Below are 20,828 nucleotides of genomic sequence, written 5' to 3' on the forward strand. Positions count from 1 at the left end.
CGCGTTCAGCGCCGGGCGAGCCGCTCCTCGAGCGGGGCGACCACCGCGGCCGGTCGGAACCCGGCGGCACGGCTCCGGGCGGCCCTCCGGAGCGCCGCCAACCGATCACGGTCCTCGGCGAGACCGCGCAGCGCCGCGCCGAGCGCGTCGGCATCCCCGGGCGGCACGAACAGCGCGTCCTCCCCCAGCATCCGTCGCTGCGGCGGTGTGTCGCTCGTGACGATCGCGGTGCCCGCCGCGGCGCACTGGTACACCTTGTTCGGCACCACCCGGAGCGCCTTGTCGGTCGTCCCGAACACGCCGAGACCGACGTGGTGCGCGGCGACCACGGACGGCAGGTCGGCGGCCTCCACCCAGGGCGTCCAGGTGACGTCGGGTCGGTCGCCGACGGCCGCGCGCGTGGCGTCGAGGTCTTGACCGGCCCCGACCATGGAGACCTCGACGAGCCCCTCGGGGAGGCCCGCGAGCGCGTGCCCGATCACCGCGGCCCCTTGGAGGGGCGTGAACAGTCCGAAGAACACGACGCGGACGGGTCCGTCCCCGGGCTCGGGCGCGGGCTCGACCGCGGACCACTCCGCGGGCGCGCCGACGGGCACGACGACCGCCTTCGACCGCAGCGCGGCCGGCACGAGGTCCCGGTGTTCCTCGGTGTCGAGGACGATGACGTCGGCGATGGTGAGGGCGGCGCGGTCGAGCCACCGGAGGGCGCGCTGGACGACGCCACCGCCGACGCCGCGGTCGGCCGCTGTGTCCGCGGCGAAGATCAGGTGGTCGAGCACGATGGTGGTCCGGGGGAACAGCGCTCGCGCCAACCAGACGTCGAAGTGCCCCAGGTACCCGACGAGCAGTGCGTCGGGACGACCGGCGGCGCGGACCCGCAGTGCCCGGACGGCGAGCCGGCTCCACGACGACAGCAGCCGCACGGCCATCCGGACCGCCCCGGTCCGCGACCCGAGCATGGCCACGCGGTCCCGGGTGCTCAGGCCGAGCGGCACGTTCGCCTCGACGACCCGGTGGCCCCGGGCGCGGAGGCCCTCGACGAGGACCGTGACGCGCGGGTGGTTCGCCGCCTGGTACGTCCCGAATGCGAGAATGCGCACGTGGCCTCGTGTCCTCCCTGCCCGGGCCGATGCGTCATCGGCCGCGAACTACCCTAGGTGATCATGACCACGAGCCCCGAGACGCCGCCCGCCCCGCGACGCAGCCGCCGGACCGTCATCCGCGTCGTCGCCCTCGTGCTCGCACTGGCGCTGTGCGTGGCGTTCCTCGTGCCGCGCGCGGACGACATCGCCGCCGCCTTCGCGCGGCAGCGTCCGGCTCCGCTCGCGCTCGCACTCCTGCTCGGGTTCGCCGCGACGTGGGTGACGTTCCTGTCCTGGCGGAGCCTCCTGGCCGGCGCGGGGCACCGCCTCCCGCTCGGTGCCGCGCAGCGCGTGTTCTTCCTGTCACAGATCGGCAAGTACATCCCGGGCTCGGTGTGGCCGATCGTCGCGCAGGCGGACCTCGGCCGCGAGCACAAGGTGCCCGCGGCCAAGAGCGTCGCCGTCGGCATGCTGACCCTGCTCGTCAGTTGCGGTGCCGGCGTCTGCGTGGCGGCCGTCACGATCCCGTTCGTCGCCCCCGGCGCCTTCCGGACCTACTGGTTCGTGCTCCTGCTCGTGCCCATCGTCGTCGCCGCACTCCACCCGTCCGTGCTCGGCTTCGGCATGCGCCTGGCCTCACGGGTGACGCGTCGGGAGCTCGGTCAGCTCACGATCCCCTACCCGACCCTGGCCCGCGCGTTCGGGTGGGCGGCGCTCGCCTGGGGGCTGTTCGGCACGCACATCGCCCTCGTCCTGTCGCCGCTCGCGCACCTCCGCCCCGGCGTGTTCCTGCTCGTGATCGGCGGCTACGCGCTCGCGTGGCTCGTCGGCTTCGTCGTGTTCTTCCTGCCGGCCGGGCTCGGCGGGCGGGAGGCCACGCTCACCGCGCTGCTCGTGGCGGGCGTGCCGCTCGCCAGCGGGACCGCGGTGAGCGTCGCGGTGATGTCCCGGGTGCTGCTCACGGTCGTCGACGTCGTGTTCGCGGCCGTGTTCGTGCTGAACCGGCGGCACCGTCCCGTGCCGCCCGTCGCGGTCCCGACCGAACGGGACGACCTCGGCGCGCTCGGCTCTCGCGGAACTCCAGGGCAGCACTGATAGGTTCGTGCGGCCTGCCGGGGACGTCCGCGGGCCGAGCGAGACCGGGTCCGACGCGTCGTCGGCGAACTCCAGGAGACCGAACAGCCCCATGACCACCCTCCGCGTGATCGTCGACCAGATCGTGGCCCCGGTGCCGGGCGGGATCGGGCGGTACGCCGAGGAACTGACGCGGGAACTCATCGCCACCGCACCGGCGGGCTGCGACGTCGAGGGCATCGTGTCGGCCGTCGACGCCGGGGACCTGGCGCACATCCGGACGCTCCTGCCGGGCCTGGCGGACCTCGAGCGCCTGTCGCTGCCCCGCCGCGAGCTCTCGCTCGCCTGGCAGGGCGGGTTCGCCCACGGCGCCAGCCGCGGGATGGTGCACGCGCCGAGCGTGCTCGCCCCGTTGGTCAAGCACGACCGTGGTCTGGAGCCGGGCCGGCAGACGGTCGTCACGGTGCACGACGTCGTGCCGTGGACCCACCCCGAGACCCTGACGCCCCGCGGTGTCCACTTCCACAAGGCGATGGTGAAGCGCGCGTACAAGTACGCGGACGCCGTCGTGGTGCCCACGCACGCGGTCGCGGCCGAGCTCAACGAGATCCACCGGTTCGAGGACCGCCTCCGCGTGATCGGTGGAGCGCCGAGCGGGCGCCTCCGGGTCCCGGTCGACGCCGACGTGCGGGCCGAGCGCCTGGGCCTCCCGGAACGGTACGTGCTCGCGGTGGGGACGCTCGAACCGCGCAAGGGCCTCGGGCACCTCATCGCGGCGATGGCGCGCCCCGATGCTCCCGCCGACCTCCCGCTCGTCATCAGCGGTCCGGACGGCTGGGGCGACGTCGACGTGGCCGGCACGGCCGCCGCCGCGGGCCTCGCCCCGGACCGCGTCAAGGTCCTCGGACGGATCGAGGACGCCGACCTCGCGGTCGTCTACGCCCGCGCGTCGGTGTTCGTGTTCCCGAGCCTGGCCGAGGGCTTCGGCCTGCCCGTGATCGAGGCGATGAGCCTCGGCACGCCGGTCATCCACTCGGACGCGCCAGCCGTGCGCGAGGTCGCCGCGGACGCCGCGGTCGTGGTCGACACGAACCCCATCGAGACGTACCCGGAACGGCTCGCCCACGCGATCTTCCAGGTCGTCGGCGACCAGGCGCTCGCCGCGCAGCTCCGGGTCGCCGGTCCCGACCGCGCGCGCATGTTCGATTGGCGCGACTCGGCCGCCGAGGTCTGGCACCTGCACGCCGACCTCTGAGCGGCACGCGCGGGAGGCCCGTCACCGGACTCGCCGCGTCGCCCGGGACGCCGTGGTCGGCCCGGCACCCCTCAGAGCTGCGCGCGGAGCGCTGCCGCCTTCTGCTCGACGAGGTCCTCGAGTCCCGCGGCGTAGTCGGCCAGACGCGCCGAGACGGCGGCGTCGGCGGAACCGATGATGCGGGCCGCGAGGAGCCCCGCGTTGGCCGCGCCGTTGATCGAGACGGTCGCCACGGGTACTCCCGCGGGCATCTGCACGATCGACAGCAGTGAGTCGAGGCCGTCGAGCCGCGCGAGCTGCACGGGGACGCCGATGACGGGCAGCGTCGTCACGGCGGCGAGCATGCCGGGGAGGTGCGCCGCACCACCCGCGCCGGCGATGACGACCTGGATGCCGCGACCGGCGGCCTCCCGACCGAACCGCATCATCTTGTCGGGCGTGCGGTGGGCGGAGACGACGTCCGCCTCGAACGGGATGCCGAGCTCGGTCAGGATCTCGGCGGCCGCGCGCATCGTCGGCCAGTCCGAGTCGGATCCCATGACGATCGCGACGAGCGGGGTCGGCGGTGCGGTGGTGTCGGTCACGGGTCGATGTTACCGGCGCGGGACGGGCCACCCGGCCGCGATCCGTCCGTCCGTTCGTCCGTCCGTCCGCGCGTCGAGATGGCCGCGCCGGCACACCGGCCACCGCGGTCGGTGGGCCTACCGGCTCGTGTTCGGCACCGTGACGGTCTTGCACCCGAGACTCGTGTCGGCGCCACCGCCGACGCTCACCGCCGTCAGGCAGACCCTCCGCGACCCGGCCGCCGCGGGGACGAGTGCGGTGAAGCCGTGGGACGCCCCCGCGCCGTACACCCGCGCGACGTCCTTCCGCGTCGTGTCGGCCGTGAACGTGGTCGTCGTCGACCCGATGGCGGCCCGGACGGTGAGGGCGGTCCCGGTCTGGTCGCCGTCGAACGCCCATCCGGCCACCCGGATGCCACCGGCCACGCCGGTCGCCGAGTCGAAGGACCCCTTCGGGCTGACGGACGGGACGGTCACGGTCCTGCATCCGAGGCTGCTGTCGCCGCCGCCCGCGACCCCGGCCGCGCTCGCGCAGACCGCGTGCTTCCCGCTCGTCGCCGGGACGGTGGCGGAGAACCCGTGCGCGGCCGTGACGCCGTAGGCGCGCGCGACGTCGGGCCGGGTGACGTTCGCGGTGATCGTGGTCGCCGCGCCGTCGACGGTGATCCGGACGGACAGGGGCGTTCGGGTCGCGTCGGGATCGAAGGCCCATCCCTGGACGGTGACACCGGCCGTGACCGCGGTGGCGCGGTCGAACGACCCCTTCGGGGCGGATCCCGCGGGCGCGGTCGTGCCGCCGTTGCCGGAGCTCGCGCTCACGGTGCCGTTCGGGTCCAGCACGGCGTTCGCGACGAGGGCCCGGGCGTAGCTCGGGTACCACTCGCCCGCGGCGGGCGCACCGCCACAGGAACCGTCGCTCGCGCCGGGGGTCTTCACCCACAGGAGGGCGTCGAGCGCCGTGCCGTCGTCGACGACGCGCGGGGCCGCGCCGAGTCCGGCTCCGGGCCCGTTGCACCAGGTGCCCCGCCAGCCCTGCCCGTTGCGTGACGTGTCGATGACGTAGCGGGCGCCGCCCGTCGCCGCGGAGACCTGCTGGTCGTAGGCCTGCTCCTGCGCGGTCGGGTAGTAGTTCGCGACGTTGCTGAAGAAGCCGCGCGCATCGGCGACACCCGCGGAACGGAGGCGCTGCGCCATGGTGGCCGGGGGGACCCAGTTCGAGTTCCCCCCGTCGAGGTACGCCGGGACCCCCGCGGCGGTGAAGGCGCTGACCTCGTGCGACAGGAGCGCGTACCGGCTCGTCGCCTCGTCGGGGCAGCTGCTCAGCATCGCGAGGGAGTCCGGCTCGACCATCACGGCCGCTCGCTTCCCCCGCAGGGTCGATGCGATGAGGTCCACCCACCGCGTGTACTGCGTCGCGGTCATGCCGCCGGACGAGTAGCCGCCGCAGTCGCGGTTCGGGATCGCGTAGGTGACGTAGACGGGCGTCGTGCCCGCCCCGGCCGCCGCGGCCTCCGTCGAGGTGAGGAGGTCGACGAGCTGCGCGTTCGAGTACCACTCGCCCAGCCAGATCGCGACCGGGTACTGCGCGATGGCGCGGGCGGCCGCGGCCCCGCTGCTGTCGCCCGCCGCCGCGAGGCTGCTGGCCGCCTGGGCCGCCTGGCTCGTGGGCTCGCGGTACGGTCCGCCGGCGAAGACGCCGCTCGACGCGGCGCTGTGGACCGTGGCGGCGGTGAGGGGTGTGCCCGACGCGGCCGACGCCGCGGACACGGGCACGACGGCGATCGAGACGACCGCGGCGGCGGCCGCGACGATCCCGGCGGTCGCGGCGCAGAGAGAGCGGAGCATGGACGTTCCTGACGGCGTGGTGGGCGCGGTCGTGCGTCGGGGACGCACGGGGTGGAACGTGCGTCGGGAGCACACGTGACTGGCTGTTGTCCATGACAACAGCAGTGGTCACCCCTGTGCACCGCCCAGTCCGGGGGATCCCCCATCGGGGGACGGCGCCGGTCGGGAGGGACGGCGCCGGGCCGTCGCGCGGCCGCCCGTCAGTCCTCGAAGTGCGCTGCGGCCGCCCGGGCACGGAACACGACGTCGTCGACGTCGTCGCCCGTGACCGTGACGTGGCCGATTTTCCGCCCCGGCCGCGGCGCCTTGCCGTAGAAGTGGTACTTCGCCTCGGGGAACTCGGCGAGTGCGGCGGGGTAGCGCGCCGCGAGGTCACCGTCGGCCGGCCCGCCGAGCACGTTCACCATGGCCGCGATGGGCGCGTGCATGCCCGGCGCTCCGAGCGGCAGGTCGAGGACCGCGCGGAGGTGCTGCTCGAACTGGCTCGTCGTGGCACCGTCGATGGACCAGTGCCCGGTGTTGTGCGGCCGCATCGCGAGTTCGTTGATGAGGATCCGCTCATCGTCGGTCTCGAACAGCTCGACCGCGAGCACGCCCGTGACGTCGAGCTCCTCGGCGATGCGGACGGCGATGTCCTCGGTCGTGTCCGCGATCCGCCCCGCGCTGCCCGGCGCCGGCGCGATGACCTCGGCGCACACGCCGTTGCGCTGGACGGTCTCGACGAGGGGCCACGGGACGACCTCGCCCGAGGGACGCCGCGCCACGGACTGGGCCAACTCCCGCGTGAAGGCGACGAGCTCCTCGACGAGCAACGCGTCACCCGAGGCGGTCTCGGCCAGGGCGGTGAACCAGTCGTCGGCCTGGTCGGACGCCGTCACGACGCGGACGCCCTTGCCGTCGTACCCGCCACGGGCGGTCTTGACGACCGCGCGGCCGCCGTGGGCGTCGAGGAAGGCGCCGAGTTCGGCCGCGTCGTGCACGGCGGCCCAGTCCGGCACGGGCAACCCGAGCGACGACAGCCGCGTGCGCATGACGATCTTGTCCTGCGCCACGGCGAGGGCGGCGGGGCCGGGACGCACGGCCACGCCGGCGTCGACGAGCGCGGCCAGCACGTCCTGGGGCACGTGCTCGTGGTCGAACGTCACGACGTCGACCTCGCGCGCGAAGGCGAGCACGGTCGCGGCGTCGTGGTAGTCACCCGTGGCCGTCGCGGCGATCGAGGCCGCCATGCCCGGCTGCTCCGCGAGCACCCGGATGTCGAGGCCGAGTTCCACGGCCGGGGGCACCATCATCCGGGCCAGCTGTCCGCCACCGATCACGCCGACGCGCAACGCCATGTCCGTGTGTTCCCTCCACGACGACCGGGACCGATCCCAGAGCGTCATCTAGACTCGCGGCGGCCGTTCTCGCATCCGCCGGCCACAACTCTACGGAACCGGGAGGGCCCGTGCGGCGTCTCTTCGCACAGCTCGCGCGCTTCGGCATCGTCGGAGCAGTCGGGTTCGTGGTCGACACCGGCCTGTTCAACCTCCTCCGCCTCACCGTCCTCGCCCCCGAGCACGTGCACGCCGGTCCCTTCTTCGCCAAGCTCATCTCGACCACGGTGGCGATCCTCGTGAACTGGGTCGGGAACCGCTACTGGACGTTCCGACACCAGCGCCGTTCCGTGGCCGTGCGTGAGGGCATCGAGTTCGTCGTCGTGTCACTCGGCGGCATGCTCATCTCCCTCGGGTGCCTCTGGATCTCGCACTACGTCCTCGGCTACCACTCCGCGCTCGCGGACAACATCTCGTCGAACGTGATCGGCCTCGTGCTCGGTACGGCCTTCCGGTTCTGGCTGTACAAGGTGTGGGTGTACCACCCGGACCGCACCCTGGACACGCAGGACCGCAGCGTCCCCGCGGTCGCAGCCGACACAACGCCCTGACCGCGAGCCGTCGTCGGCGCGTTCCACGACCCTCCCGGCCGTTGCCGGGTCGGGTGGGGCCCGCCTGCCAGGATCGGGCCATGCCAGGTTCTCGCCGTCGGGGCGGTCTCGCCCCGCTGCCCGTCGTCGTGTCACTCGGGGTCGGCGTGGCCCTCGCCCTCACGGGGTGCAGCGGCGGCGGCGACCCGACACCGACACGGACCGCGCACGGCGCGAGCGCGACGCCCCACCCGACCGGCGACGCCACCACCGCGACGGGTGCGACGGCGGGTGCTGCCCCGATCAGCAGCGGCGCGCCATCGGGACCGGCGTCAGCCGACCCGGGAGCGACCGCGGGTGCCGGCGGGTCCGGCTCCGGCGGGTCGTCGTCCTCGGGCGGGGCCGGCACCGGGACGACAGCGCCGGTCGACGTCGCCGGGATCGCCGCGCAGGGCGTCACGGCCGCCGGTGGTGGCACCGTCATCGCGTTCTCGAAGTCCGGTGCCGACGGGTGGACCGTGCTCGTCGTGGGGACCGGCGGGGCCGAGACGCAGTCGGTCGTCTCGGGGACGACGGAACGGGTGATCAGCGGCCCCTTCCCGAAGCAGGTGGACGCCGCGACGCAGGCCGCGGACGCCGCCGCGGCGACGGCGGCACGCGTCGACGTCGCCCACGCCGCCACGACGGCGACCGCCGCGGTCGACGGCGGCAGGGTGACGTCCCTCCGCCTCGGCGCCGCCGGATCGTCGCACCGGTGGACCGTGCTCGTCAGTGCCGGCGGCACCACCCACACGGTCGTCGTCGACGCGACGACCGGCAGCGTCGTCTCGACGGCCTGACGGACGGGCGGGCGCGGACCGGGCGGCCGGTGGAGCGTCGGACTCCGGTCAGCGCCCCATGCCGCGGTACGTGAACCCCGCCTGCCGCCAGGCCTGCGGATCGAGGCAGTTGCGGCCGTCGACGATCGCCTTGGCCGCCACGAGGGCACCGACCGCGGCCGGCTCGAGGTCCCGGAACTCCTGCCACTCGGTCAGCACGAGGACGACGTCGGCACCGCCGAGGGCCTCGGCGGCGCTCTCGGCGTAGGTGAGTTCGGGATGGACGCGCTGCGAGGTGTGGACGGCCTCGGGGTCGTAGGCCACGACCACGGCCCCCGCCGCCCGCAGTCGTGCCGCGATGTCGAGCGCCGGGGAGTCGCGCACGTCGTCCGAGTCGGGCTTGAACGCCAGACCGAGCACCGCGACGCGGCGGCCCTGGACGTCACCGCCGAGGAGCTCCGTCGCGACGTCCACGAGGCGGTCGCGACGCCGCAGGTTGACGGCGTCGACGTCCTCGAGGAAGTCGAGCGTGTGCGGCAGGCCGAGTTCGATCGACCGGGCACGGAAGGCACGGATGTCCTTCGGCAGGCACCCGCCCCCGAACCCGAGGCCCGCGTTGAGGAACCGCCGGCCGATGCGGGCGTCGAGCCCGATGGCGTCGGCGAGGGCGGTGACGTCGGCGCCGGTGACCTCGGCGATCTCGGCCATCGCGTTGATGAACGAGATCTTCGTCGCGAGGAACGCGTTCGCGCTCACCTTCACGAGTTCGGCCGTCGCGCGATCGACCACGAGTCGGGGCGTCCCCGCGGCGAGGGCCGCGGCGTAGACGTCGTCGAGCACCTCGACCGCGCGCTCACCCTCGACCCCGTCCGGCACGCCGTACACGATCCGGTCCGGGCTGATCGTGTCCTGCACGGCGAAGCCCTCGCGCAGGAACTCGGGGTTCCAGACGAGCGTCGCGTCGGGTTCGGCCGCGGCGAGGTCGTCCGCCAGGCGCGCCGCCGTGCCGACCGGCACGGTCGACTTGCCGACGACGAGCTGTCCGGCACCGACGTGCGGCAGCAGTGCGGCCACCGCCGCGTCGACGTACCGGAGGTCGGCCGCGCCGTCGGCACCCTGTGGGGTCCCCACGGCGAGGAAGTGCACCTCGGACCCCGCGACGTCCGCGATCTCCGTCGTGAACCGGATGCGGCCGGTCGCGAGGGCCTCGCTGAGGATCTCGGGGAGTCCCGGCTCGAAGAACGGTGCCTCACCGCGGGACAGCGCCGCGATCTTGACGGGATCGACGTCGACGCCGACGACCTCGTGTCCGAGCTTGGCCATGGAGACGGCGTGGACGGCACCGAGGTACCCACAGCCGATCACTGAGATGCGCACCCGACGAACTTACCGGAGCGCGCCGACCCGAGCGGCCGGACGCACCGGGGCCTCACCCGGCGCCCCACCCCCGGTGTCCCCGTGGGCCCGGACCCCGGATCACCGGTGCGTCACGGCCGAGCGCCTCCGGGTCCGACGTCGTCGGACCCGGGGCCGCGGAGGATCTCCTCCCACGTCGGACCGGTGGCGTGCGCGGCGGGCGGCGGTGCGGCACGGCCGGCGAGCTCCTGCACGGCGGCCGCCACGAGCGCGACACCCGGCACGTCCCAGAACAGCACCGGACGGTCCGACGCCCCCTGCACGACCACGTCCCCGGATCCGCAGAGCCGCTGGCCGATCGAGCGGTGCACGGACACGACGAGCGATGGCGTCAGCACCACCTCGGTGCGGTGCCGCATGAGGACCCCCTCGTGCGCGACGAGTCGGTGCGTGGTGACGACGAACCGCGTCGACAACCAGCGGAGGAACGGCACGAGCGCCCCGAGCACGAGCACCACGAGCGCCGCCACCGACACGACGAGGTCGACCCACGCCCACTGCGCGTGGAACACGCCGTGACCGGAGCCGTAGCCCGCGGCCGCGACGAGGAGCGCGACGACGGGCCGGACCAACTGGCGCCCGGAGGGCCGGATCCGGGCGACGACGCGCTCGCTGGGTCCGTCCTCGTCGGGCATGGCGTCATGCATACCGCAGGTGCGTCACATCGCCCACGGCGATCGCCGTGACGGCACCGGATGCACGGCCTGCTCCCGGCGTGGACGCAGTGCCGGGCCCCTCGACGACCAGACGCCCCTCGTCGTCGAGGTCCGTCGCGGTCCCCTCGAGCACGGATCCGTCCGGGAGCTCGACGCGCACCTCGCGTCCGATGGTTCCGCACGCCGCACGGACCCGGGCGCGCACGGCGGGCAGGTCCGCGGACAGACCGGACACGGCCTCCCGGAACCGCGTCCAGAAGCCGGCCAGCACGACGTCGGCGAGGTCGTCGGCGCCCCCACGCGCACCGGCGAGCGCGAGCGACGTCGCGACGGGTGTGGGCAGGTCGTCCTCGGTCAGGGTGAGGTTCACGCCCGCGCCCACGACGACGGACCCGTCCGCGGCGACCTGGGCGAGGATCCCGCACAGCTTCCGGTCGTCGACGAGCACGTCGTTCGGCCACTTCACGGCGACCGCGGTCGCCGTGACGAGCGGCGCGACCGCGTCCCGCATCGCCACGCCGGCCACGAGCGGCAGCCAGCCCCGCGCCACCGGGTCGAGGTCCGCACGGACGAGCACGCTGACCGCGAGCGTGCGACCGGGCGGCGCCGTCCACACGCGGTCGAGCCGCCCGCGCCCGGCCGTCTGGTCGAGTGTGGCCAGCGCGGCGAGGTGATCGGTCGCCGGGGCGGTGGCGAGGAGATCTGCGTTCGTCGACCCCGTCGACGCGACGACCGTGAGCGGCACCCCGGCGGCACGGGATCGTTCGAACGACATGCGAGCCAATGTACGGGTCGCGCCCCCGCCGGGAGCACGTCCACCGGTTGCATGACACCGTGCACTCCGACCCCCAGGAACCGTGGGGACCCTCCAACGGACGGCGCTCGACCGGCCGGTAGGGTGATCGGGTGAGCACCCCCGAGTCCCCCAACGGCGTGGACGCGCCGGACCTGTCGACCACCGCCGGGCGCCTCGCCGACCTCCGGGTGCGGTACCACGAGGCCGTGACCGCCGCAGGCGAGGCCGCGATCGCGAAGCAGCACGCCAAGGGCAAGATGACCGCCCGCGAGCGCATCGCGGCGCTCCTCGACGAGGGCTCGTTCGTCGAGCTCGACGAGTTCGTGCGGCACCGCACCTCCGCCTTCGGCATGGACGCCAAGCGCCCCTACGGCGACGCGGTCGTCACGGGTACGGGCACGATCCACGGCCGGCAGGTCGCCGTGTACGCGCAGGACTTCACGGTCTTCGGCGGATCACTCGGCGAGGTCGCGGGCGAGAAGATCGTCAAGGTCATGGACCTGGCGCTCAAGACGGGTGTCCCGATCATCGGGATCCTCGACTCCGGTGGCGCGCGCATCCAAGAGGGCGTCGTCGCACTCGGCAAGTACGGCGAGATCTTCCGCCGGAACACCGCCGCGTCCGGCGTCATCCCCCAGATCTCCATCGTCATGGGTCCGGCCGCGGGGGGCGCGGTGTACTCCCCCGCCCTCACGGACTTCGTGATCATGGTCGACAAGACGAGCCACATGTTCGTCACCGGACCGGACGTCATCAAGACCGTCACCGGCGAGGACGTCGGGTTCGAGGAACTCGGCGGCGCGCAGACCCACAACGCGGTGTCCGGGGTGTCGCACTACCTCGCCGAGGACGAACAGGACGCACTCGACTACGCCCGCTCGCTGGTCGGGTTCCTGCCGGACAACAACCTGTCCGACGCCCCGGCCTACGACACCGCGGTCGAGCTCGAGACCACCGACGCGGACCGGGAGCTCGACGTCGTGATCCCGGACTCGACGAACCAGCCGTACGACGTCATGACGATCATCGACCACGTCGTCGACGACGGCGACTTCCTCGAGGTCCAGCCGCTCTTCGCACCGAACATCGTCATCGGGTTCGGTCGCGTCGAGGGACGCACGGTCGGCGTGATCGCGAACCAGCCGCAGGCGATGGCGGGGACCCTGAACATCGACGCCGGCGAGAAGGCGGCCCGCTTCGTCCGGTTCTGCGACGCGTTCTCCATCCCGATCCTCACGCTCGTGGACGTCCCGGGGTACCTGCCGGGCACCGACCAGGAGTGGACGGGCGTGATCCGGCGCGGCGCGAAGCTCCTGTACGCCTACGCCGAGGCCACGGTGCCGCTCGTCACGGTCATCACGCGCAAGGCGTACGGCGGGGCCTACATCGTCATGGGCTCCAAGCAGCTCGGCGCCGACATCAACCTGGCGTGGCCGACGGCCGAGATCGCCGTGATGGGCGGCCAGGGCGCCGTCAACATCCTCTACCGGAGCGACATCAAGCGCGCCGAGGAGGCCGGCGAGGACGTCGCCGCGGTCCGGGCGCAGCTCGCCAACGAGTACACGTACAACGTGGCGAGCCCCTACCTGGCCGCCGAGCGCGGCGAGCTCGACGGGATCATCCAGCCGCACGCGACGCGGGTCGCCGTGGTCAAGGCCCTGCGCGCCCTCCGCGGCAAGCGTGCGGCCCTCCCGCCCAAGAAGCACGGGAACATCCCGCTGTGAGCGCCGACGCGAACGCGTCGGACCGGCCGGGAGGCCCGGGGAGCGCCGACGGGATCGACCTCTCGGTGGTCGCGGGGTCGCCGACACCCGAGGACATCGCGGCCGTCACGGCCGTGCTCCGCGCTGCCGCCGACGCCGCAGCGGCGCGCGGCCGCACCGTGGTGTCGGTCGACCCCCGCGCCGGGTGGGAGGCCGCCAGCCGCTCTCCGCGGACGATGCCGTCGGGTGCCGCCAGCACCTGGTCCCGCTCGCTCCGCTGATCCCGGGCACCGCCGCGGCCGCGTCCCGACATTCCGGGGTACGACATCCAGGAATGTCCCCCGAAATGACGACTGTCCCGGGACCGCGGCCGTGTCATCATCGAAGTGTTCGATGTGCCTCTTCGAGGAACATCGCCGAGCGACGACCGATTCGGGTTCGGCGTCGCTCCCGTCGAGTCAGAGCGACATTCGGGTTGTCGCTCTGACTCGTTCCCTTCGACGAGCGGGCTGGTGGACCACCGGCCCGCTTCGTCGTTCCACGAGGCGCGTGAGCGTCGCGGGACGCCGTCCCTCAGCCGGCCGGGCGCGGGTCGAGGTGCCGTGGGATCTCGAGCCACAGCACGACGGAGTCGTCCTCGTCGCCGTCCTCGTCGTCGAGACCGGCTCCGAGCGCCGCGGACTCGCTCGCGTCGCCGTCCAGGCGGAGTCCGACGACCGTGACGGCGGTGTCCGATCCCCCGGGAACGGTGCGGATCACCACGGTGTCGGCACCCGCGGCAGCCCGGAGGCCCCGCGCCAGCTCCGCGTGGACGCGCGCGCGGTCCTCGTCCTCGAGTTCGTCGAGACCACCCTCGTCGAGGAGCTGGACGGTGGCACCGGCGCGCCGGAGCGCCATGACCTCGTGCCGGACCTCGTCCGAGAGCAGGCTCCGCCCCCGGATCTCGTCGCGGATGGCACCCTCGAGGTTGACGGACTCGAGTCGCTCCTCGGCGGACAGGTCCCCGCAGGTGGCGATGATCCGCTGGAGCATCGGCAGCGCCATGCGGGTCGTCTGCTCGAGCCGGAACTGCCGCTCGTGCACGTGGGCGTCCTGTGCCGCCTGCCAGTCGACGGTCTCCTGCTCGGCCCGGACGAAGTCGCGGAGCACGCGGGTCGCACCGTTCATCGCCGCGACGAACGCCGACGCGATGGCCACCCACGACAGGCTCCCGATCACCCCGAGCGACGCCAGCCCGCCCGGTCCCGCCCACAGCACCGAGTGGAGCGCGAGGAACCCGACGCCGATCCACGCGAACGCCGTGCGCTGGCGGACGACGAGGATGACCATGAGCGTCCCGACGGCCGCGACGTACCAGGTCGCGTACCCGGTGCCGACCGAGGCCGGGGGGACCTCCGGCGCGATGACGAGCGGCATCACGACCGACGTGGCGAGCGCGAAGCAGGCCGACCACACCGGGAGCGTGCCGTCCGTCGTGACGAGGGCGGCAGCGGTGGCGGCGACGTAGAGGACCATGCACGCGATGACCGGCTGGACGTCCCGGACCTCGGACAAGGACGTCACGGCGAGCACCAGGTGGTACAGCGAGAAGATCGCGGCGAGCGCGGTGGCGACGCCGGCGGGGAGGGAGGCCCTCATCGTCCACCCCGCGACGGAGCCGCCTCGACCGGGACGGACGCGGGCGCGGCCGCGGGCGCCCAGGTGAGCACGACGCGGGTGCCACGGCCGGGCGCGCTGACGAGCCGCGCCTCCCCGCCGGCGACCCCGACGCGCTCGATGATGGACCGACGCACGCCGAGCCGCTCGGCCGGCACGGCCCCCGGATCGAACCCGGCGCCGTCGTCGCCGATCTCGATGCGCACGCCGGCGGCGCCGATCCCGATGAGCGTGACCCACCGACGGACGGCGTCGTCGCCCGCGTGTTGCACGCTGTTCACCGCGGCCTGCAGGGTCGCGGCGGCGAGGGCCTCGGCGACCGACGCCGGCAGGTCGCGGTCGTCGACGTCCTGGGAGCGGACGTCCACGGGGGCGGCGAGCGCCCCGACGGTCTCCACCACGCGGGACCGGACCGCGGAGAACGGCACCGGCGGCACCACGGCGGGGCCGCCCCGCGCGGCCGCCGCGTCGAGGTGGGCGATCGCGTTCCGCGCCATCGTCGCCGCGAGGGTCTTCGCCTCGGGGGTGTCGGCGCGCGCCGCCGAGAGCAGGGTGGTGAGCACGCTGTCGTGCACGATGGCGTCGACCTGCACCCGCTCGAGCTCGATGGCGTGTTCGCGCATGGCACGGGCGTAGCGCTGCACCGCGGTCGCCTGCGCGGCGTCGACGGCGGCGGCGGCACGGCGGATCACGACGATGAGCACGAGGGCCGCGCCCCCGAGGATCATGACGTACACGCCGTCGAGCACGGCGCGGGGCAGCGAGACGGCGCCACCCGATGGGGTCATCCGGACGACGACGTAGGCGACGGGCACGAGGACGTTGTAGACGGCTGCGATCTGCCACGTGCGGAACGCGATGGCGGCTGCGATCGTCGCGACGTTGCACAACCACCAGAGCCAGGGCACCTGCGCCTGCGGGAGGCTCCCCGGCACCGTCAACGGCCAGGTGACGAGCGCGACGAGGAACACGACCGCGACGACGATCTGCGCGGTCCGCGCGAGCCGGCGGACGACGGCCGTCGCCCCGACGAACACGATCGAGGCGCAGACGACGAGCGCCACGACGAGTCCCCACACGGGGTCGAGCGACGGGAGCTGCTGGAGCACCGGCGGGACGGTGACCGCGCCGAACCCGAGGGCCGCCGCGGCGAGCATGACCGCGATGGCCCGCTCGAGGGTGGTCGCGGTGATGGCCGGCCGGATGCTCCGGCTCGGGTCCGCCGCGACCGGCGGTGCGGCGTCAGCGACCATCGCCGTCCGCGTCGAGTCCCGGCAGGATGCCGTCCTCGACCGCACGGCGCAGCAGATCGACCTTGGTGGGGGCCGGGCGTCCGACCTCGACGTACTTCACGCGGATGCGGTCCAGGTACTCGCGCGCGGTGGAGTAGCCGATGCCGAGCTGCTGGGCGGCGAGCTTGAGCGGCAGCCCGGACGCGTACAGGTGCAGGATCTCGCGTTCGCGACGCCCGAGCTGGGCCTTGGCGAAGTCGCGGTCGGCGTCGATGGCGCTCGCCCACTCGAGGTTGTTGAGGACGTCCCCGCGCGCGACGGTCGCGACCGCGGCCATGACGGTTTTCGTCGCGGAGGACTTCGGGATGACCCCGGCGGCACCGGCGGCGAGGGCCTCTCGGACGCTCGCGACGCGGTCGGCGATGCTGTGCACGAGGACGGCGGCCCCCGTGCCCTGGACGTGCTTGACGTTCTCGGTCACGGTCGAGCCGTCGCCGAGGGACAGGTCGAGCACGACGACGTCGACCTCGCGCCCGGCGAGGGCCTCGACGTACTCCGGGACGCTCGCGGCGGTGAGCACGACCTCGTAGCCCTCGGCCTGGCACGCAGCCTGGATGCCGAGCCGGACGGACTCGTGGTCGTCGACGATCGCGACCCGGACCGGCCTGGTCGTCGTGCTCGTGTGGTCCACGCTGGTGGACGTCGTTCCTGATGCCACGGTCGCCTCGCTTCCGGCGTGCGGCCCCTGTTCCGCTCGCCGTCACCATCGTACTCAGGCCGCCACCAGCATCGGGCTCGGTTCCGGTCCGCGGTTCGGGGGACGGCGAGGACGGGGTCAGACCTCGGGGACGAGCCGCGCCACGGCCTCGACGTGGTGCGTGTGCGGGAACAGGTCGTGCCCGCGGACGTCGTCCAGCCGGTACCCGAGCTCGGCGAACGTGCCGACGTCGCGCGCCAGCGCGACGGGGTCGCACGCGACGTACACGACCTGGGCGGGCGCGAGCGCGGCGACGGACTCGACCACGTCCCTCCCGGCCCCGGCCCGCGGCGGGTCGAGCACGACGGTGCCGGCGGCGAACCGGTCCCGCTCGGTCCGCCCGACGGTGTCCAGCGTGCGCCGCAGCCACCGGTCGACGCGCCCCGTCTCGGCACGCGCTCCGACCCATTCGGCGAGGTTCTCCTGGGCGTGCTCGGTCGCGGCCGCGGCGCTCTCGACGCTCGTGACGCGGTATCCACCTCCGACGAGGTCACCGAGCGCCGCCGCGAGCAGCCCGACGCCGCCGTACAGGTCGAGGTGGTGGCCCTGGGGGTCGAGCCGGTCCGGATCCACGGCGCGCCGGACGGCGTCGGTCAGGACCCGGGGTGCGGCACGGTGCACCTGCCAGAACCCCGTGTCGTCGACGGCGAACACCCGCTCGCCGACCCGTTCGTGCACGACGGTGGGTGCCTGCGCGTCGATGACGAGCCGACCCTCGCCCGACCCCTCCGACGGGGCCAGGACGTCGACCACGGCCGCGCCCGGCATGGTCCTCGCGCCGAGCGGTGCGGCCGCCGCGACGGCGGCCGCCGCGAGCGGCAGGTCGTGCACCGCGACGACGTGGTGCGAGCGCGCGGCGAAGGGGCCGGGCGTGCCGTCCTCGTCGACGTGCAGCCGGACGCGGGTCCGCCAGCCGAGACCGTCCGCGGCGTCGTCCCCGGGCGCGGCGACGACCTCGACGTCGGGCAGGTCGAGGTGCGCGAACCGCGCGAACGCCTCGACGAGGACCTGCTGCTTCAGTGCCCGCTGGTGCTCGAGTGCGATGTGTCCGAACTCGGCACCACCGGCCCGCTCGGCGGGATCGCGCTCGATCGCGGCGGCCTCCCAGACGTGCGGACGACGGTGCGGTGACGGCGCGAGCACCTCGACGGTGTCCGCGCGCCAGAACGACTTCTTCCGGTCCTCACCCACCCGGGCGACGACCCGCTCGCCCGGGATCGCGTCGGTCACGAACACGACGCGTCCCTCGTGCCGCGCCACCGTGATCCCGCCGTGCGCGATCCCGGTGACGTCGAGTTCGAGCAGCGTTCCGACCTGGTCACCCATGGAACGATGGTCGCATGCGCACCCGCCTGTACCTCGCGAGCACCTCCCCGGCACGGCGGGCCCTCCTGGCCCAGTCGGGGATCGAGCCCGTCCTCGTGGCGCCCGGCGTCGACGAGGAGTCCACCGCCGCCGCCGAGGCACAGCGCCTCGGTTGGGCGCTCACGGGCCCCGAGCTCGTGTCGCTGCTCGCCGTCGCGAAGGCCCGCGCCGTCGCGGACCGGTCGATCGCCGGCTCCCCCGTGGACGGTGTCGTCCTCGGAGGCGACTCCGCGTTCGAGGTCGACGGCCACCTGTACGGCAAACCCCACGACCCGGTCGTCGCGCGCGAGCGGTGGCGCGGGATGCTCGCGGCCGGCGGCGGCACCCTGTGGTCCGGCCACTGCGTCGTCGACCGCCGACGGGACCGGCCGGGAGGCTCCGGTACGGCCGCGTCGACGACCGCCGACGACCACGCGACCGGTGCGCATGCGGGACCGGCGGGCCGGGCCGGTGCCGTTCCTCCCGGCATGCGGATCGAGGGTGACACCGTCGTGGCGGTGGACGGTGCGCGGCTCACCTTCGCCGACGACGTCGACCCCGACGAGGTGGCGGCGTACGTGGCGACCGGCGAGCCGCTCGAGGTCGCGGGCGCGTTTACGATCGACGGCGCCGCCGCCGCGTACATCACCCGGATCGACGGTGCCCCGAGCGCGGTCGTCGGACTGTCGCTGCCCATGCTGCGGTCGATGCTCCGCCACGGCTTCGGCATCGCCTGGCACGATCTGTGGGCCACCGCCTGACCCGGAGGGCGTTGTAGCAACCGCACGGCCGGACCACGCCTTCTTTGTGCATGCCGGTCAATGGGGGCACCCGGGGCGCGAATACGCTGAGTTCTCATGCCCCGTATCAGCAAGGTCCTCATCGCGAACCGTGGCGAGATCGCGGTCCGGATCATCCGAGCGGCACGTGACGCGGGCAAGGCCTCGGTCGCCGTCTACGCCGACCAGGACCGTGACGCCCTGCACGCCCGCCTCGCCGACGAGGCCTACGCGCTGAACGGGACGACGAGCGCCGACACCTACCTCGTCATCGACAAGATCGTCTCCGTCGCCCGACGCTCCGGTGCCGACGCCGTGCACCCCGGGTACGGGTTCCTCGCCGAGAACGCGGACTTCGCCCGCGCGGTGATCGACGCCGGACTCGTGTGGATCGGCCCGTCGCCCGAGGCCATCGAGCGGCTCGGCGACAAGGTGTCCGCCCGGCACGTGGCGGAGGCGGTCGGCGCGCCGCTCGCACCCGGCACCATCGAGCCGGTCCAGGACGTCTCCGAGGTCGTGGCCTTCGCGGACGAGGTCGGCCTGCCCGTCGCCATCAAGGCGGCGTTCGGCGGCGGCGGTCGTGGCCTCAAGGTCGCCCGGACCCGCGAGGAGATCCCCGAGCTGTTCGACTCCGCCACCCGCGAGGCCGTGGCGGCGTTCGGACGCGGCGAGTGCTTCGTCGAGAAGTACCTCGACGAACCGCGCCACGTCGAGACCCAGTGCCTGGCCGACGCCGAGGGCAACGTCGTCGTCGTGTCGACGCGTGACTGCTCGCTGCAGCGCCGCCACCAGAAGCTCGTCGAGGAGGCCCCGGCACCGTACCTGACGCCGGAGCAGACCGAGCAGCTGTACACCTCTTCGAAGGCCATCCTGCGCGAGGTCGGCTACCTCGGCGCGGGCACCTGCGAGTTCCTGGTCGGTCGGGACGGCACCGTCTCGTTCCTCGAGGTGAACACGCGCCTGCAGGTCGAGCACACGGTGTCCGAGGAGGTCACCGGCATCGACCTGGTCCGCGAGCAGTTCCGCATCGCCGAGGGCGGCACGCTCGACTACCCGGACCCGGAGGCCCGTGGGCACTCGTTCGAGTTCCGCATCAACGGCGAGGACCCCGGCCGCAACTTCTTCCCCGCGCCCGGCCCGGTCCACGTGTTCCACTCCCCGTCCGGTCCCGGCGTCCGCGTCGACTCCGGCGTCGTCTCCGGCGACGTCGTCACCGGTGCCTTCGACTCGCTGCTCGCCAAGCTCGTCGTCACCGGAGCGTCGCGCGCCGAGGCGTTGGAGCGTTCGCGTCGTGCGCTGGCCGAGTTCGAGGTCACGGGCCTCCCGACCGTCCTGCCGTTCCACCGCGCCGTCGTGGAGGACCCGGCGTTCGCCACCGCCGACGACGCACCGTTCAGCGTGTACACCCGCTGGATCGAGACCGACTTCGTCAACGAGATCCCCGCGTGGTCGGGCGAGCCCGAGGCGCTCCCCGAGCCGCCGGCGCGCGAACGGGTCGTCGTCGAGGTCGCGGGCAAGCGGATCGAGGTCACGATGCCGAGCGTCGTCGGCGTCGCGGCGTCCCCCCGGCACCGGACCGCTCCCCCGAAGCGCCGCACCTCCACGGTCCGGGGCGGCGGCGCCGGTGGTCCGTCCGGCGCGAGCGTCACCTCGCCGATGCAGGCGACCGTCGTCAAGCTCGCCGTCGAGGAGGGCCAGGAGGTCGTCAAGGGCGATCTGCTCGTCGTGCTCGAGGCCATGAAGATGGAGCAGCCCGTGCAGGCGCACCGCGACGGCGTCGTGCGCGCCGTGAACGCGCCCGTCGGGCAGACCGTGTCCTCGGGACACGTGCTGCTCGAGCTCGCGTAGCGCGGCCCTGGTCCTCCACACGCCGGGAGGCGCGGCGCGGCTCCACACGCAGGGGCCGTCGACGAGCGCGCGGGCGAGGCGCATCTAGAGTTGTCGGC

19 protein-coding genes are annotated in these 20,828 nt (G+C 73.9%); 8 read left to right on the forward strand and 11 right to left on the reverse strand.

Going from position 1 to position 20,828, the window contains the following annotated elements; all coding sequences use genetic code 11:
• Nucleotides 1-5: 5 nt before the first annotated feature.
• Nucleotides 6-1,100: a glycosyltransferase gene (locus DEI82_RS09430; protein ID WP_220037258.1), complete on the reverse strand. Its 1,095-nt coding sequence runs from the start codon at nucleotides 1,098-1,100 to the stop codon at nucleotides 6-8.
• A gap of 63 nt (nucleotides 1,101-1,163) precedes the next feature.
• Here DEI82_RS09430 and DEI82_RS09435 point away from each other — a divergent pair, with 63 nt between their 5' ends.
• The gene (locus DEI82_RS09435) at nucleotides 1,164-2,177 is read left to right on the forward strand and encodes a lysylphosphatidylglycerol synthase transmembrane domain-containing protein (RefSeq protein WP_146242879.1); all 1,014 of its coding nucleotides are present in this window, start codon (nucleotides 1,164-1,166) and stop codon (nucleotides 2,175-2,177) included.
• Nucleotides 2,178-2,268: 91 nt separating this feature from the next.
• Nucleotides 2,269-3,411 (forward strand): glycosyltransferase family 1 protein, encoded by a 1,143-nt coding sequence (locus DEI82_RS09440; protein WP_111009531.1) that lies wholly within the window; start codon nucleotides 2,269-2,271, stop codon nucleotides 3,409-3,411.
• Between the two features lie 71 nt (nucleotides 3,412-3,482).
• Here DEI82_RS09440 and purE read toward each other — a convergent pair whose 3' ends face one another.
• From purE to DEI82_RS09455, 3 genes are all read right to left on the reverse strand, one after another.
• On the reverse strand, nucleotides 3,483-3,950 hold the full coding sequence (purE, locus tag DEI82_RS09445; protein WP_111009629.1) for a 5-(carboxyamino)imidazole ribonucleotide mutase: 468 nt from the start codon (nucleotides 3,948-3,950) through the stop codon (nucleotides 3,483-3,485).
• 162 nt (nucleotides 3,951-4,112) lie between these two features.
• The gene (locus DEI82_RS09450) at nucleotides 4,113-5,819 is read right to left on the reverse strand and encodes a glycoside hydrolase family 6 protein (protein ID WP_111036605.1); all 1,707 of its coding nucleotides are present in this window, start codon (nucleotides 5,817-5,819) and stop codon (nucleotides 4,113-4,115) included.
• Nucleotides 5,820-6,019: 200 nt separating this feature from the next.
• Nucleotides 6,020-7,204, reverse strand: a complete 1,185-nt coding sequence (locus DEI82_RS09455) for a 5-(carboxyamino)imidazole ribonucleotide synthase (protein WP_258372024.1) — start codon at nucleotides 7,202-7,204, stop codon at nucleotides 6,020-6,022.
• A 62-nt stretch (nucleotides 7,205-7,266) separates the two neighbouring features.
• Between DEI82_RS09455 and DEI82_RS09460 the strand changes: the two genes are divergently transcribed.
• A complete protein-coding gene (locus DEI82_RS09460) occupies nucleotides 7,267-7,746 on the forward strand; it encodes a GtrA family protein (RefSeq protein ID WP_111009529.1) in 480 nt (159 codons plus the stop codon).
• A gap of 80 nt (nucleotides 7,747-7,826) precedes the next feature.
• Nucleotides 7,827-8,564, forward strand: a complete 738-nt coding sequence (locus DEI82_RS16000; protein WP_146242880.1) for a hypothetical protein — start codon at nucleotides 7,827-7,829, stop codon at nucleotides 8,562-8,564.
• A gap of 48 nt (nucleotides 8,565-8,612) precedes the next feature.
• Here the strand turns inward: DEI82_RS16000 and DEI82_RS09470 are convergent, their stop codons facing one another.
• The 3 genes from DEI82_RS09470 to DEI82_RS09480 all read right to left on the reverse strand — a co-directional run bounded on the left by DEI82_RS09470 (nucleotide 8,613) and on the right by DEI82_RS09480 (nucleotide 11,390).
• Nucleotides 8,613-9,920, reverse strand: coding sequence for a UDP-glucose/GDP-mannose dehydrogenase family protein (locus DEI82_RS09470; RefSeq protein WP_111036607.1), 1,308 nt, complete (start codon nucleotides 9,918-9,920; stop codon nucleotides 8,613-8,615).
• Between the two features lie 110 nt (nucleotides 9,921-10,030).
• A complete protein-coding gene (locus tag DEI82_RS09475) occupies nucleotides 10,031-10,594 on the reverse strand; it encodes a PH domain-containing protein (protein ID WP_181435167.1) in 564 nt (187 codons plus the stop codon).
• 4 nt (nucleotides 10,595-10,598) lie between these two features.
• Nucleotides 10,599-11,390, reverse strand: coding sequence for a biotin--[acetyl-CoA-carboxylase] ligase (locus DEI82_RS09480; RefSeq protein ID WP_111036609.1), 792 nt, complete (start codon nucleotides 11,388-11,390; stop codon nucleotides 10,599-10,601).
• A 131-nt stretch (nucleotides 11,391-11,521) separates the two neighbouring features.
• Here DEI82_RS09480 and DEI82_RS09485 point away from each other — a divergent pair, with 131 nt between their 5' ends.
• Nucleotides 11,522-13,135: an acyl-CoA carboxylase subunit beta gene (locus tag DEI82_RS09485; protein WP_181435168.1), complete on the forward strand. Its 1,614-nt coding sequence runs from the start codon at nucleotides 11,522-11,524 to the stop codon at nucleotides 13,133-13,135.
• The gene (locus DEI82_RS09490; protein ID WP_111036610.1) at nucleotides 13,132-13,395 is read left to right on the forward strand and encodes an acyl-CoA carboxylase epsilon subunit; all 264 of its coding nucleotides are present in this window, start codon (nucleotides 13,132-13,134) and stop codon (nucleotides 13,393-13,395) included. Before DEI82_RS09485 ends, DEI82_RS09490 begins: the two co-directional genes overlap by 4 nt.
• 292 nt (nucleotides 13,396-13,687) lie before the next feature.
• Here the strand turns inward: DEI82_RS09490 and DEI82_RS09495 are convergent, their stop codons facing one another.
• The 4 genes from DEI82_RS09495 to DEI82_RS09510 all read right to left on the reverse strand — a co-directional run bounded on the left by DEI82_RS09495 (nucleotide 13,688) and on the right by DEI82_RS09510 (nucleotide 18,085).
• A complete protein-coding gene (locus DEI82_RS09495; RefSeq protein WP_111036611.1) occupies nucleotides 13,688-14,752 on the reverse strand; it encodes a hypothetical protein in 1,065 nt (354 codons plus the stop codon).
• A complete protein-coding gene (locus DEI82_RS09500) occupies nucleotides 14,749-16,023 on the reverse strand; it encodes an ATP-binding protein (RefSeq protein ID WP_111013475.1) in 1,275 nt (424 codons plus the stop codon). The genes DEI82_RS09495 and DEI82_RS09500 overlap by 4 nt, the downstream gene beginning before the upstream one ends.
• Nucleotides 16,013-16,693: a response regulator transcription factor gene (locus tag DEI82_RS09505; RefSeq protein ID WP_258368518.1), complete on the reverse strand. Its 681-nt coding sequence runs from the start codon at nucleotides 16,691-16,693 to the stop codon at nucleotides 16,013-16,015. Before DEI82_RS09505 ends, DEI82_RS09500 begins: the two co-directional genes overlap by 11 nt.
• Before the next feature lie 144 nt (nucleotides 16,694-16,837).
• Nucleotides 16,838-18,085, reverse strand: coding sequence for a class I SAM-dependent RNA methyltransferase (locus DEI82_RS09510; protein ID WP_111036612.1), 1,248 nt, complete (start codon nucleotides 18,083-18,085; stop codon nucleotides 16,838-16,840).
• Between the two features lie 14 nt (nucleotides 18,086-18,099).
• On the opposite strand from DEI82_RS09510, the gene DEI82_RS09515 reads away from it, so the two are divergent.
• On the forward strand, nucleotides 18,100-18,864 hold the full coding sequence (locus tag DEI82_RS09515) for a nucleoside triphosphate pyrophosphatase (RefSeq protein ID WP_111036613.1): 765 nt from the start codon (nucleotides 18,100-18,102) through the stop codon (nucleotides 18,862-18,864).
• Between the two features lie 96 nt (nucleotides 18,865-18,960).
• Nucleotides 18,961-20,730: a biotin carboxylase N-terminal domain-containing protein gene (locus DEI82_RS09520; RefSeq protein ID WP_111013479.1), complete on the forward strand. Its 1,770-nt coding sequence runs from the start codon at nucleotides 18,961-18,963 to the stop codon at nucleotides 20,728-20,730.
• Nucleotides 20,731-20,828: the final 98 nt, after the last annotated feature.

It is taken from the genome of Curtobacterium sp. MCBD17_019 (assembly GCF_003234555.1).
In the GTDB taxonomy this organism is placed as follows: domain Bacteria; phylum Actinomycetota; class Actinomycetes; order Actinomycetales; family Microbacteriaceae; genus Curtobacterium.